The sequence below is a fragment of the Citrobacter sp. wls711 genome, assembly GCF_005281055.1.
Lineage (GTDB): Bacteria > Pseudomonadota > Gammaproteobacteria > Enterobacterales > Enterobacteriaceae > Citrobacter > Citrobacter gillenii.
The window spans coordinates 237,204-249,918 of the sequence record NZ_SZXC01000025.1; the positions used below are offsets into that span (position 1 = coordinate 237,204).

Annotated in this window: 14 protein-coding genes; 2 read left to right on the top strand and 12 right to left on the bottom strand. The window is 52.3% G+C overall.

Annotation, left to right across the window (positions count from 1 at the left end; translation table 11 throughout):
• The first annotated feature begins 3 nt into the window (after positions 1-3).
• Together tyrS and pdxY are read left to right on the top strand one after the other, a co-directional pair.
• Positions 4-1,278: a tyrosine--tRNA ligase gene (tyrS, locus tag FDW98_RS10995; protein ID WP_096757143.1), complete on the top strand. Its 1,275-nt coding sequence runs from the start codon at positions 4-6 to the stop codon at positions 1,276-1,278.
• A 55-nt stretch (positions 1,279-1,333) separates the two neighbouring features.
• The gene (gene pdxY / locus FDW98_RS11000) at positions 1,334-2,194 is read left to right on the top strand and encodes a pyridoxal kinase PdxY (RefSeq protein WP_096757142.1); all 861 of its coding nucleotides are present in this window, start codon (positions 1,334-1,336) and stop codon (positions 2,192-2,194) included.
• Between the two features lie 85 nt (positions 2,195-2,279).
• On the opposite strand, the gene gstA is transcribed toward pdxY, so the two are convergent.
• The 12 genes from gstA to blr form a co-directional block, all read right to left on the bottom strand.
• Positions 2,280-2,885, bottom strand: a complete 606-nt coding sequence (gstA, locus tag FDW98_RS11005; protein ID WP_096757141.1) for a glutathione transferase GstA — start codon at positions 2,883-2,885, stop codon at positions 2,280-2,282.
• A 104-nt stretch (positions 2,886-2,989) separates the two neighbouring features.
• On the bottom strand, positions 2,990-4,495 hold the full coding sequence (gene dtpA, locus FDW98_RS11010; RefSeq protein WP_096757140.1) for a dipeptide/tripeptide permease DtpA: 1,506 nt from the start codon (positions 4,493-4,495) through the stop codon (positions 2,990-2,992).
• A 614-nt stretch (positions 4,496-5,109) separates the two neighbouring features.
• A complete protein-coding gene (gene nth / locus FDW98_RS11015; protein ID WP_096757138.1) occupies positions 5,110-5,745 on the bottom strand; it encodes an endonuclease III in 636 nt (211 codons plus the stop codon).
• Positions 5,742-6,437 (bottom strand): electron transport complex subunit E, encoded by a 696-nt coding sequence (locus FDW98_RS11020; protein ID WP_096757137.1) that lies wholly within the window; start codon positions 6,435-6,437, stop codon positions 5,742-5,744. The genes nth and FDW98_RS11020 overlap by 4 nt, the downstream gene beginning before the upstream one ends.
• A gap of 3 nt (positions 6,438-6,440) precedes the next feature.
• Complete coding sequence (gene rsxG / locus FDW98_RS11025) at positions 6,441-7,061, bottom strand: electron transport complex subunit RsxG (RefSeq protein ID WP_096757136.1); 621 nt, start codon at positions 7,059-7,061, stop codon at positions 6,441-6,443.
• Between the two features lie 9 nt (positions 7,062-7,070).
• Positions 7,071-8,123 carry an electron transport complex subunit RsxD gene (gene rsxD, locus FDW98_RS11030; RefSeq protein WP_096757135.1) on the bottom strand — a complete coding sequence of 351 codons (1,053 nt, stop codon included), beginning with the start codon at positions 8,121-8,123 and terminating at the stop codon, positions 7,071-7,073.
• The gene (rsxC, locus tag FDW98_RS11035; RefSeq protein WP_137398850.1) at positions 8,124-10,154 is read right to left on the bottom strand and encodes an electron transport complex subunit RsxC; all 2,031 of its coding nucleotides are present in this window, start codon (positions 10,152-10,154) and stop codon (positions 8,124-8,126) included.
• Positions 10,147-10,725 (bottom strand): electron transport complex subunit RsxB, encoded by a 579-nt coding sequence (rsxB, locus tag FDW98_RS11040; protein ID WP_096757133.1) that lies wholly within the window; start codon positions 10,723-10,725, stop codon positions 10,147-10,149. Before rsxB ends, rsxC begins: the two co-directional genes overlap by 8 nt.
• Positions 10,725-11,306, bottom strand: a complete 582-nt coding sequence (gene rsxA / locus FDW98_RS11045; protein ID WP_005121199.1) for an electron transport complex subunit RsxA — start codon at positions 11,304-11,306, stop codon at positions 10,725-10,727. The genes rsxB and rsxA overlap by 1 nt, the downstream gene beginning before the upstream one ends.
• Positions 11,307-11,382: 76 nt before the next feature.
• On the bottom strand, positions 11,383-11,823 hold the full coding sequence (locus FDW98_RS11050) for a DUF2569 domain-containing protein (RefSeq protein WP_096757132.1): 441 nt from the start codon (positions 11,821-11,823) through the stop codon (positions 11,383-11,385).
• Positions 11,824-11,914: 91 nt separating this feature from the next.
• The gene (gene ydgT, locus FDW98_RS11055) at positions 11,915-12,130 is read right to left on the bottom strand and encodes a transcription modulator YdgT (RefSeq protein ID WP_096757131.1); all 216 of its coding nucleotides are present in this window, start codon (positions 12,128-12,130) and stop codon (positions 11,915-11,917) included.
• A gap of 285 nt (positions 12,131-12,415) precedes the next feature.
• Complete coding sequence (gene blr / locus FDW98_RS11060; protein ID WP_096757130.1) at positions 12,416-12,550, bottom strand: division septum protein Blr; 135 nt, start codon at positions 12,548-12,550, stop codon at positions 12,416-12,418.
• Positions 12,551-12,715 lie beyond the last annotated feature (165 nt).

A 12,715-nucleotide genomic window follows, 5' to 3' on the forward strand; every position in this document is an offset into this window, starting at 1 on the left:
TTGATGGCAAGCAGTAACTTGATTAAACAATTGCAAGAGCGGGGGCTGGTGGCCCAGGTGACGGACGAAGAAGCGTTAGCAGAGCGACTGGCGCAAGGCCCGATCGCGCTCTATTGCGGCTTCGACCCTACCGCTGACAGCTTGCATTTGGGGCATCTGGTTCCATTGTTATGCCTGAAACGCTTCCAGCAGGCAGGCCATAAGCCTGTCGCACTGGTAGGTGGTGCAACCGGTCTGATTGGTGACCCGAGCTTTAAAGCCGCCGAGCGTAAACTGAATACCGAAGACACCGTGCAAGAATGGGTGGATAAAATCCGCAAACAGGTTGCACCGTTCCTCGATTTCGACTGTGGCGACAACTCCGCGATTGCTGCGAACAACTACGACTGGTTTGGCGGTATGAATGTACTGACTTTCCTGCGTGATATCGGCAAGCATTTCTCTGTGAACCAGATGATCAACAAAGAAGCGGTGAAGCAGCGTCTGAACCGTGACGATCAGGGCATCTCCTTTACCGAGTTTTCTTACAACCTGCTGCAAGGGTATGACTTCGCCTGCCTGAACAAACTGCACGGTGTGGCGCTGCAAATCGGGGGTTCTGACCAGTGGGGTAACATTACCTCCGGTATCGATCTGACCCGCCGTTTACACCAGAATCAGGTGTTCGGCCTGACGGTTCCGCTGATCACCAAAGCAGACGGGACCAAGTTCGGTAAAACGGAAGGTGGCGCAGTCTGGCTGGATCCGAAGAAAACCAGTCCGTACAAGTTCTACCAGTTCTGGATTAACACCGCCGATGCTGATGTCTATCGCTTCCTTAAATTCTTCACCTTTATGGACATTGAAGAGATCAATGCCCTGGAAGAAGAAGATAAGAACAGCGGTAAAGCGCCGCGTGCCCAGTATGTTCTGGCGGAGCAGGTTACGCGTCTGGTTCACGGTGAAGAAGGTCTGGTGGCGGCAAAACGCATCACCGAATGCCTGTTCAACGGGAACTTAAGCGATCTCAGCGAAGCTGACTTCGAGCAGTTGGCGCAGGATGGCGTGCCGATGATCGAAATGGAAAAAGGTGCCGATCTGATGCAGGCGCTGGTGGACTCAGAACTGCAGCCGTCTCGCGGCCAGGCGCGTAAGACCATTGCGTCGAATGCGGTGACCATCAACGGCGAAAAACAGTCAGATCCGGAATACTTCTTCCAGGACAGTGACATTTTGTTTGGGCGCTACACGTTACTGCGCCGCGGCAAAAAGAACTATTGTCTGATTTGCTGGAAATAATGCGTTAAGGAATGGGAGTGAGAAATCACTCCCTTATTTTTGTTCAGGTAAAAAAATGAAGAATATCCTCGCCATCCAGTCCCACGTTGTTTTTGGTCATGCGGGCAACAGTGCAGCAGAATTTCCGATGCGCCGTCTTGGCGCCAACGTCTGGCCTCTTAATACCGTTCAGTTCTCTAACCATACCCAATACGGCAAATGGACCGGCTGCGTGATGCCGCCCAGCCACCTGACCGAAATTGTCCAGGGTATTGCCGATATCGATAAACTTAAAACTTGTGATGCTGTGCTGAGCGGCTACCTCGGTTCAGCAGAGCAGGGCGAACATATTCTGGGAATTGTCCGTAAGGTAAAGTCGGCTAATCCACAGGCGAAGTATTTCTGCGACCCCGTGATGGGACATCCGGAAAAAGGCTGTATTGTCGCACCGGGCGTCGCCGAGTTTCACGTGCGCCACGCGTTACCGGCCAGCGATATTATCGCGCCTAATTTGGTAGAGCTTGAGATCCTTTGCGAGCACGCGGTGACCAACGTGGATGAAGCGGTATTAGCGGCGCGTGAGCTGATTGCTCAAGGGCCTGAGGTGGTGCTGGTGAAACATCTTGCTCGCGCAGGGATGAGTCCCGACCGTTTCGAGATGCTGCTGGTCACCGCTGAGCAGGCGTGGCATATCAGTCGTCCGCTGGTGGATTTTGGTGCGCGTCAGCCTGTGGGGGTGGGTGATGTGACCAGCGGTTTGCTACTGGTGAAACTGTTACAGGGCGCGACGGTGCAGCAGGCGCTTGAGCATGTAACGGCGGCGGTGTATGAGATTATGATTGCGACCAAAGAGATGCATGAGTATGAACTGCAGGTCGTTGCTGCACAGGATCGCATTGCAAAACCGGAACACTATTTTAGCGCTACGCAGCTGTAATCAATGCCCGATGGCGCTCACGCTTATCGGGCTTACGTTTGTTTGACTGTAAGCCGGGTGAGCAAGCGCCACCCGGCAACAACCATTAATTTAACCCTTCTGCCTTAAGCGCCGCTGCCACTGCCGGGCGCTCAGCCATCCGCGCCATATAGGCTTCGATATGGCTTAATCCTGCCATATTCAATTTCACGGCATACGCCCAACGCAGTACGGTGAACAGATAAGCATCTGCAATGGAAAAACGCTGGCCGCAGATCCACGGGTTGTCCTGCAGTGAATCGTTCACATACTGCATTTTTTTCTCCAGCAGTGCGCGTACGGTCGGCTTGTACTCTTCCGGCGTATCGGGACGGAACAATGGCGTAAAGCCTTTATGCAGTTCTGTCGCAATATAGTTAAGCCACTCCAGCGTTTTGTAACGCGAGAGGCTGCTGGTTGGGGCAAGAAGCTGGCGATCGGGTACCGAATCGGCCAGGTACTGCATGATGGCCACGCCTTCGGTTAGTAGCGTACCATCGTCCAGCAGCAGAGCAGGAACTTGTCCCTTTGGGTTTACCGCGAAAAAATCATCGCCGTTTTCCAGGCGTTTCTTCATCAGATCAACACCATCAAGGGTGAAATCTTTACCGCTTTCGCGAAGCGTGATGTGCGAAGCGAGAGAACACGCGCCCGGTTTGTAGAACAGTTTCATCGGTAACTCCTTTTGGCTGAGGTATATCGTATGGTAGTGCGACCTCAGCCAAAAAAAAAGCCGCTAACATCAGTTAGCGGCCTGAAAAGAAGTTTCCCTGAGAATTACGCTGTTGCGGTCTTAGAGGCTTTCTCGCTGACATCATCGTCCTGAGTCATACGGTTCAGCTTCGGTGCCGTCAGCAGCATCAGAACAGCGATAACTGCCGTTGCAATACCGATCTGCAGGAACACACGACCATAGACTTCCAGAGACATCAGTGGGTCGGTCACATTCTCCGGTACAGCCATCATGTTGGCAACATAGCCACCGATGATGTTTGCACCGGCAGTGGTCAGGAACCAGCTACCCATGATGAAGCCCATCAGACGCTGTGGTACCAACTGCGCAACCATTGCCAGACCCAGACCAGAGATCATCAGTTCACCGATACTCTGCAGACCGTAGCAAATGATCAGCCAGTTAACGGAAACGATACCCGCATCGGTGGCAAATTTCGCACCCAGCGGCAGGATCAAGAACGCACCGGAACACAGCACCATACCGATAGCAAACTTGGTCGGCATTGGCAGGGTGTCACCCATCTTGTTATAGATAGCGGCAAGGATTGGGCTACCAATGATGATCCAGAACGGGTTCAGTGCCTGATACTGCTCAGGTTCGAACGTGATGCCCAGAATAGAGTGCTCAACGTTACGAATTGCAAAGAAGTTCAGTGATGTCGGCATCTGGCTGTACAGCACGAAGAAGATAATCGCTTCCAGCATCAGAATGAAGGCGACGATCATTTTACGACGCGCGGCACCCTTCATGGCGAAGGCTTCTTTACCGAAGATAAACACGATACCCATAGCCACGACGCCCAGAACCATACGTGCAATGCCCTGGTTGTGCAGTAACCATGTTGCGATAACAATCAACACCACCACGCCAACAATGGTCAGCAGCAGGTTGCGGAAGTTGATCGGCTCAAAGTCTGGTTTAGACCCGTATTGTTTAACCCAACGCTGGCAGAATGCGAAGTTTACGACGGTAATCAGCATCCCGACGACGCTCAGTGCGAATGCGGTGCTCCAGCCGTATCGTGCCGCCAGCCATGGAGTAGCAAGCATTGAGAAGAATGAACCGATGTTGACGGACATGTAGTACATAGTAAATGCACCATCAAGACGCGGGTCATCTTTGGCATAGCAGGTAGAAAGCAGGGAGGATGGGTTCGCTTTAAACAGGCCATTACCGACCGCGATGGCCGCCATACCCATATAAACGATACCAGCATCATGACCGGACCATGCGACCAGCGCATAACCGATAGCCAGTACAATGGCACCCAGCATAATGACACGCTTAGTACCCAGAACTTTATCACCTAACCAGCCGCCAATAGCCACCAGGCCGTAAACCAGGGCACTAAAGGAGGAGAAAAGGGTAATGGAATCCGCTTCTGACATACCCAGTTGTTTCACCAGGTAGACGGCCATAATCCCTTGCAGGCCGTAGTAGCCAAAACGTTCCCACAGCTCAATTGAGAAAATGAGATAGAACGCTTTTGGTTGTTTGAAGGCGTTTAAGCTCACGCTTTCAGTTGGTTTATTGTTTGCAGTAGACACTTTTACCTCTTTTTTTACATCCCATATCTACGGGGGTGTTCAGGTACGTGATGAGTCAAGTTCATCCGTCCGATTGTTATAGTGGGAGGGGAAACGGCAAGTAATGTTCACTATCTTGCCCCTTCAGACAAGAGGTTTGTAATACTCTGTTACATATATCCAGGGTGGTGAAATCATCGGGGCAGGTAAATGTTATCTAGCGTTAAATTTCTTCAATTGAAAAATGACAGTTTTTTTCACTGTTCAATGGGGGCGAAAATGGCAAAGCGGCTATATGTTCTGCTATTCAGCGTTGAATCCAGTGATATAGGCCATTATCTGAAAAATACCCAGTGTAATGTTTTGTATCGAATCGACGGGAATAGGTCATCTGATTGTCATTTTAACTATAAAAATAAGAAAAATTAACATCACATTATCAATGTGATCTTGATCACGTATGAATAGAAATTTCTACTACTAAAAAAACGATTAACCTGCTCAGGTGTTAAAGCACAAGAATATTGCATTAGATATACGCAATAGCATGGCATCATTGTCGGGGATTAAGCGATTGGAGAGTGCATAACTAATCGTTATGATAATAAGGGGCAACGAACGTTACCCCGATTGCATTAGATGTCGACTTTTTCTTTAAATTCACAGAGATCCTCAATGATACAGGAGCCGCAGCGCGGCTTCCTGGCAATGCAGGTGTAGCGACCATGAAGAATTAACCAGTGATGGCAGTCGACTTTAAATTCACTGGGAACGACTTTCAGCAGCTTTTCTTCGACCTGCTCGACGTTTTTCCCTGGGGCGAATTGTGTTCGGTTACACACCCGAAATATATGCGTATCGACAGCGATAGTGGGCCAGCCAAAGGCGGTATTGAGCACCACGTTGGCGGTTTTACGCCCGACGCCAGGCAACGCTTCCAGTGCTGCTCTGTCCTCCGGAACCTCGCCATTGTGCTGTTCGAGCAAAATACGGCAGGTTTTAATCACGTTCTCCGCTTTGCTGTTGAACAATCCGATGGTCTTAATATAAGACTTTACGCCGTCGACCCCGAGTTCCAGCATCGCGGCTGGGGTGTTAGCGACAGGGTACAGTTTTGCGGTGGCTTTATTGACGCTGACATCGGTCGCCTGCGCCGAAAGGAGCACCGAAATCAGTAGCTCAAACGGCGATGTAAAATTGAGTTCGGTAGTAGGGTGTGGATTGTTATCGCGTAGTCGCGTCAGTATTTCCAGCCGTTTTGCTTTGTTCATGACACATTCCTTGTCTCACCCGCCGGAGTGTTTGCCACAGCAGCCTCTGCGCGACGTTTCTTCATCTTCTCGTCAATAAGGTACTTGCCGGCCAACATCAGCCCAAGCCCGATGAATGCGCCCGGTGGCAGCATAGCTAATAAGAATGGCGTGTCCGTGTGGAATATCTCAACGCGCAGCACTTTTGCCCAGCTCCCCAGCAGGCCGTCTGCACCATCAAACAACGTGCCGTTGCCAATAATCTCGCGCAATGAACCCAGCACAAACATTGCGCCGGTTGCCCCCATCCCAATGGAAAAACCGTCCAGCGCGGAAAGTGCGGGGCCTTTTTTTGCCGCAAAGGCCTCGGCACGACCAACCACAATACAGTTGGTCACGATCAGAGGGATGAAGATCCCCAGAGACTGATACAGACCAAAGGCGTAGGCGTTGATGAGCATTTGTACGGCACTGACCACTGAAGCGATGATCATGACGTAAATCGGAATACGAATCTCAGACGGCGTCCAGCGGCGCAGGGCAGAGATGGTCAGGTTGGTTAGCGTTAAAACCAGCGTGGTAGCAAGCCCCAGTCCGAGAGCATTGGTAGCGGTAGAGGTGACTGCCAGCAGTGGACACATACCGAGTAGCTGTACCAGTGCGGAGTTGTTTTTCCACAGCCCCTGAACAATGACGTCTTTAATTTCGCTCATGGTTTATTCTCCACAGGCGGGAAGTTGAGGAAGTTGCGCAGGAAGCGTCTGCGCATACAGGCCTGCGCGTTTCACCGCATTGACGACCGCGCGCGGAGTGATGGTGGCGCCAGTGAACTGGTCGAAGTCACCGCCATCTTTTTTCACTGCCCAATGAGGATCGTTTTCAGCTGAGATTGTTTTACCGGTAAAGTGGGTTATCCAGCCGGACAGTCGAAGCTCGATTTTATCGCCCAGACCGGGCGTTTCATGATGCTCGGTGACCCGCGTACCCAGTACGGTACCATTAAAATCGACACCAACCAGCAGTTGTATCGCGCCGGAGTAGCCGTCTGGCGCGGTGGCTTCGAGAATGGCAGCGACCGGACGATCGTCCTGACGGGCGATATAAACACGGTGCGTCCCTTTACCTAATGCCGGGGCTGTAACCAGATAACAGCTGTCGTGCAGATTATTATTGTAGCGGTCAGTTGGCAGAACCTGATCAAACAGCGCTTTTTGCTGCAGCGTTGCCTGCTCGTCAATCGTAGACTTAGTCAGCTGATTGATTGCCGCTGTTAAGCCCGTAGAACCAGCGGCAAAGAGTGCCAGAGTGATACCGTGTTTACGAATCGTTTTCAGCATAGGGTGTCCTTAGCGATGTCCGTACACGCGAGGGCGGGTGTAATAATCAATCAACGGGACCGTGATATTTGCCAACAATACCGCAAAGGCCACGCCATCCGGATACCCACCAAAACTGCGAATCAGCCATACCAACAGACCGGCAAGTGCACCAAAAATCAGCCGACCGCGATTGGTTGTCGATGCCGTAACGGGATCGGTAAGAATAAAGAACGCACCGAGCATGGTTGCGCCAGAGAGCAGGTGCAACTGTGGTGACGCCAGCGACTCGGGAGAGAAAAGCCAGCCTAATGTCGCACAGATAGCGAGCGACAGCAGGAAACTGACCGGAATATGCCAGCGAATAGCGTTTTTCCACAATAGCATGACGCCGCCCGCCAGCCAGGCCAGGTTTACCCACTGCCAGCCTGCGCCTGCAAGTATCCCGCTGTAAATGGGGTACTGCATAACCTGTTCTACAGTGCGTCCGGCGTGCAACGATGTCTTGAACGTATCAAGCGGCGTCGCCTGGCTAATGCCATCGATACCCATGCGTAAGGTGTTCATATCACCGCCGCTTGAGGTATGTCCGGTAAAAATGACGTTAATGGCGTCAACAAATCCCGGTACCGTGGCCGCAATTTCATGCGGGGGAAGCCAGCTTGTCATCTGCACCGGGAAGGAGATAAGCAGAACCACATAGCCGATCATCGCCGGGTTAAACGGGTTTTGCCCGAGGCCGCCATACAGTTGCTTGGCAATGATCACGGCAAATACGGTGCCCAGGACCACCATCCACCAGGGGGCCAGCGGCGGAAGGCTGACGGCAAGCAGTAGCCCGGTGAGCAAGGCGGAGTTGTCTTTTAAAATAGCGACGACCGGCTGTTTACGCAGTTTCAATACGCCTGCTTCAGCGGCAATGGCGCTGATGGCAGCGAGAAAAATCTGTACCAACGTGCCCCAACCAAAAAACCAAAGCTGAGCGGCAATCCCCGGTAACGCGGCAATTAACACCAGCAGCATAATACGCGATGTCTGGCGCTGGTTATGGGTATAGGGAGAGCTTGCGATTCTGAATACCATTTATTCCTCGTTAACAACCTGCTGCTGGGCGGCCTTTTTAGCCTGAGCGCGTGCAATAGCGGCCGCAACGGCGGCTTTGCGTGGATCAACCGGTTCGGTGGTCTCGGCGACGACCTGCTGCTGCTCAAGTTTGCGTGCTTTAGCGCGGGCAATAGCCGCTTCTACCGCGGCTTTGCGCGGGTCAACTGGTTCGGCAGTCTCGGCGACGGCCTGCTGCTGCTCAAGTTTGCGTGCTTTAGCGCGGGCAATAGCCGCTTCTACCGCGGCTTTGCGCGGGTCAACTGGTTCGGCAGTCTCGGCGACGGCCTGTTGCTGCTCAAGCTTGCGTGCTTTGGCACGGGCAATAGCCGCTTCTACCGCGGCTTTGCGCGGATCGGTATCGGTGGTGCTGTCGGTAGCAGGCACATTTTCCGCCTGTTTGGCCCGGGCCTGTGCTTTCCGCGCTTCTCTGGCGGCAATGGCGGCACTATTATCCGGTTTCTCTCCAGCCTGAATAACAATCGGTTGTAAAGCCTGAGCTTGTTTCTCTTTCACCCGTGCAAGCGCGGCAGCAATGGCATCGTTGTCCTTCGCGGCAGGCTGAACGGCGGCGCTTTTATGACGTTCAAGACGCGCAGCTTTTTCACGCTCCAGGCGTGCCTGTCTGGCTTCGAATCGTGCTTTTGCCTCTGCGGCGCGTTTTTCTTCCTGGCTTATGGCGTAAATCTCAGCTTTTTCCTGACGGAAATACTGCACCAGCGGAATATTGCTGGGACATACCCACGCACAGGCACCGCATTCAATGCAGTCAGCGATATTGTGACCGATTGCTTTGTCGTGCTGATGTCCTTTACTGAACCAGTAAAGCTGCTGAGGCAGGAGATCGGCCGGGCAGGCGTCGGCGCAGGCGCTACAGCGAATGCAGCCTTTTTCTTCCTGCTGTTCACCCATTTCACTGGCAGATGGCGCCAGCAGGCAGTTGGTGATCTTCACTACGGGGACATCAAGCCAGGGGAGAGTGAAGCCCATTAGCGGGCCGCCCATGATGACCATTTGCTCTGCGGAAGGGCAAAAACCTGCGTCATCAAGCAGGTGGCGAACAGGCGTGCCTAAACGTGCCCAGACGTTGCCCGGACGGCTGACGGCTTCGCCGGTCAGCGTTACGACGCGTTCGGTGATCGGTTCCCCGTCGATCACGGCGCGTTTGATAGCATAGGCCGTACCGACGTTTTGCATCAGGACGCCGATATCTGAGGAGCGTCCACCGTGTGGGACCTGTTTTCCGGTCAGAATTTGGGTCAACTGCTTCGCGCCGCCGGAAGGATATTTGGTTGGGATAACGCGCAGGCTGATATCATGTGAGTCCGCCAGCACCGCGCGCAGCATTGATATCGCTTGCGGTTTGTTATCTTCAATCCCCAACAGGATCTCGCGCGGTTGAAGAATGTGGGCCAGAATGCGGATGCCTTCCACCACCTGAGCTGCACAATCCTGCATCAGGCGATCGTCAGCGGTAATGTAGGGTTCACATTCCGCAGCGTTGATGATCAATGTTTCAATTTTATCGCCGCCGCCCTGCAGTTTTACGCCAGTAGGGAAACCAGCACCGCCCAGTCCGGCAACGCCGAACTGATGAATACGGGCAATAAGCTCTTCTCGGCTGCGGGAGCGATAGTCAGCCCAGCCTTCACGCTCAATCCAGCGATCTTCGCCATCAGCATCGATTATGACGCTGAGCTCGGCCAATGCTGAAGGGTGCGCAGTGGAGTGAGGAGCAATGGCCACAACGGTGCCGGAGGTTGGCGCGTGCACTGGCAGCATTTTACCTCGTCCACGCGTCAGCGCCTGACCGCGCAGGACGTGGTCACCGACGTTTACGCACAGCTCACCCTCAGCACCAATATGCTGTTTGAGCGGAATCACCAGACGCGGCGGCAGTGGTACTTGTCGCAGCGGCGTGCCGTTTGACTGGGTTTTCATTTCGGGCGGATGAATGCCGCCTTCGAAGTCCCAAATTTTGTTTTTTCTGAATGCAGAGAATAGCTTAAACATGTTGTTCCACGGGAATGATGCGCACGGGGATAGTGTTCAAATCCCACTTCCAGCTATCAGGCGTTTCGGCAACCGGACGTAATTCAATACACTGAGTCGGGCAGGGATCAACGCACAAGTTGCATCCGGTACAGAGATCGCTCATGACTGTGTGCATTGCACGCGTCGCGCCGACGATGGCATCAACCGGGCAGGCCTGAATGCACTTTGTACAGCCAATACAGTTATTTTCATCAATGACCGCCAGCATTCTCACCGGCGTAACGTCCTGTTCATCGCCATCAATAGGCTGCGGATCGACGTTCAGCAGCGTCGCAATTTTTAGCATCACCGCTTCACCGCCGGGGGCGCAGCGATTGATTTTTTCGCCCTGGCAGCCAATCGCTTCCGCATACGGGCGACAGCCAGGGTAACCGCACTGGCCACATTGACTTTGCGGAAGGATCTCATCGATTTTTTCAACGACCGGGTCGTCCTCAACGGCAAAACGTCGGGAGGCATAGCCTAAAACAGCGCCGAATGCCAGACCCAGTAGACTCACTGCAGCAACGGCAATCCAGATAGCATTCATTACAGCTTCACCAAACCACTAAAGCCCATAAAGGCCAATGACATTAAACCGGCGGTAATCAGCGCAATCGCATTACCGCGAAAAGGTGCCGGAACATCAGCCACGGCGAGGCGCTCGCGAATGGCGGCGAACAGTACCATCACCAGCGAGAAGCCGACGGCAGCGGAAAAACCGTACAGTGCCGACTGTAAAAAGTTATGACCGAGGTTGATATTCAACAACGCGACGCCCAGTACCGCACAGTTAGTGGTGATCAACGGTAAGAAGATCCCCAGCAGGCGATACAGCGCAGGACTCGTTTTGCGCACCACCATTTCGGTAAATTGCACGACCACGGCGATGACTAAGATAAACGCCAGCGTACGCAGGTAGATGAGATCGAGCGGGATGAGGATCCAGGTGTCAATCAGCCATGCGCAAATCGATGCCAGCGTCATTACAAAGGTCGTGGCGAGGCCCATGCCCATCGCCGTTTCCAGTTTTTTGGAAACGCCCATAAACGGGCAGAGACCCAGAAACTTGACCAGTACAAAGTTATTGACCAGTACAGTTCCGACAAACAGCAGCAGGTAATCAGTCATTTTTCGGCCTGAAATAAAAAAGCCGCCTATTATCTGACAATCTACAACAGGCGACAACAGGTTAACTGTAGGGTTATTACGGGTTCACAAACGTCGATTTCACGCGCTGCGAACGCTTGAAATAGGGCACCAGCAATGCAGCAGCCAACAACGGGAACAGTAACTGGCGGACGGCAAAGGCATCCGGAACAGGTGAAAACGCAAAGGCTTTAATAGCCAGTAACACAGAGATCAGTAACCATAAAATGTAGTGCTTGGGTACACAGCGTCGGCGTTTGAAAAACGCGATAGTCAGCCACAGCGTGTAGTACCACATGGCGATAGCGGTAATAAAGGAAACGCCCCATAACAGTAAATTAGCGGAGCTTTGTTCGCCGAGCGTCTGAAACGTCTGCGGAGTTGCCAGCGCAGTTACATACAACAGGATCGCCAGCGAAGCGCTCAACAACGCCACTAACAGCCAGGCCAGTGGCCCAAGTAGCCAGCCTCCGATACGTTGTGCCGGTGTCGTCGTCATCTCTTCTCCAGATTTACGCGTGCAAACAAACATGCCATTCATTTTGGGGCGATTATTATAAAGCTTTTAACGATGAGCGCTACTTTCTTATTTATTGCACATAATGCCAGACGGATTTTGGCACCTGGCCGATATCAAACAGGCGTCCCCCGGAGATAAGCTCCGCCCGGCGGTGATCCGCCGCGCGATACATATTGATAATGTCGCGATCGTCGGTGAGCGTGTAGTTAAGATGATCGAACAGTTTTTCCAGGCTTTCGAGGGAATTGATTTTGCGGAATTTTAATAAGTAATCCTGAACAGTCATATGTGGAGATCCATATTAAGAAAATAACACCAACGGAGTAGTTAATATTAAAAAATAAACAAGGTTGCACAGATAAAAACGCAGGGTGTGCAAAGATACAAATAAGAGTGTTCGTACTGATAGATACGCAGGCACGCTGAGCACCAGGTCAAAGGGTAACGCGCTTCGCTATCGCAGGCAATAAGTGCCAAGGTGGGGGACTGCACAATTCGCTATTTTTGATAGAAATGACGCTGTTACAACCTAACCCAGCATGACTGCTGGGTTAAAAAAGGAGGCCGTGGGTTATTTTTTCTGCACCGCATGCACCGAAGCCGTTGGTTCTGGTGGCTGGTAGTTGTCGATATGCGTGGCAATACCTAAAAGGATGACGGAAACCGCGAGAACAATCCAACCTGTTAACTCAATAAGACGATTCATTACTGACGACATTTGCTTTGATTTATCCTTAAACACAGGAGGCAAATGTTACTTATCAATAAGTAAGACGGCAAGAGCATTGGGAACGATTTCGACGACTTTTTCGCAGCAAGTTATCACTAAGTGGCATATGTTTGACTTAAGTTAAGAAACAACCTTTTCCCT

Coding starts and splice junctions, on each gene's coding strand:
- tyrS (WP_096757143.1), top strand. CDS start 4: ATGGCAAGCAGTAACTTGATTAAACAATTGCAAGAGCGGGGGCTGGTG.
- pdxY (WP_096757142.1), top strand. CDS start 1,334: ATGAAGAATATCCTCGCCATCCAGTCCCACGTTGTTTTTGGTCATGCG.
- gstA (WP_096757141.1), bottom strand. CDS start 2,885: ATGAAACTGTTCTACAAACCGGGCGCGTGTTCTCTCGCTTCGCACATC.
- nth (WP_096757138.1), bottom strand. CDS start 5,745: ATGAACAAAGCAAAACGGCTGGAAATACTGACGCGACTACGCGATAAC.
- FDW98_RS11020 (WP_096757137.1), bottom strand. CDS start 6,437: ATGAGCGAAATTAAAGACGTCATTGTTCAGGGGCTGTGGAAAAACAAC.
- rsxG (WP_096757136.1), bottom strand. CDS start 7,061: ATGCTGAAAACGATTCGTAAACACGGTATCACTCTGGCACTCTTTGCC.
- rsxD (WP_096757135.1), bottom strand. CDS start 8,123: ATGGTATTCAGAATCGCAAGCTCTCCCTATACCCATAACCAGCGCCAG.
- rsxC (WP_137398850.1), bottom strand. CDS start 10,154: ATGTTTAAGCTATTCTCTGCATTCAGAAAAAACAAAATTTGGGACTTC.
- rsxB (WP_096757133.1), bottom strand. CDS start 10,725: ATGAATGCTATCTGGATTGCCGTTGCTGCAGTGAGTCTACTGGGTCTG.
- rsxA (WP_005121199.1), bottom strand. CDS start 11,306: ATGACTGATTACCTGCTGCTGTTTGTCGGAACTGTACTGGTCAATAAC.
- FDW98_RS11050 (WP_096757132.1), bottom strand. CDS start 11,823: ATGACGACGACACCGGCACAACGTATCGGAGGCTGGCTACTTGGGCCA.
- ydgT (WP_096757131.1), bottom strand. CDS start 12,130: ATGACTGTTCAGGATTACTTATTAAAATTCCGCAAAATCAATTCCCTC.
- blr (WP_096757130.1), bottom strand. CDS start 12,550: ATGAATCGTCTTATTGAGTTAACAGGTTGGATTGTTCTCGCGGTTTCC.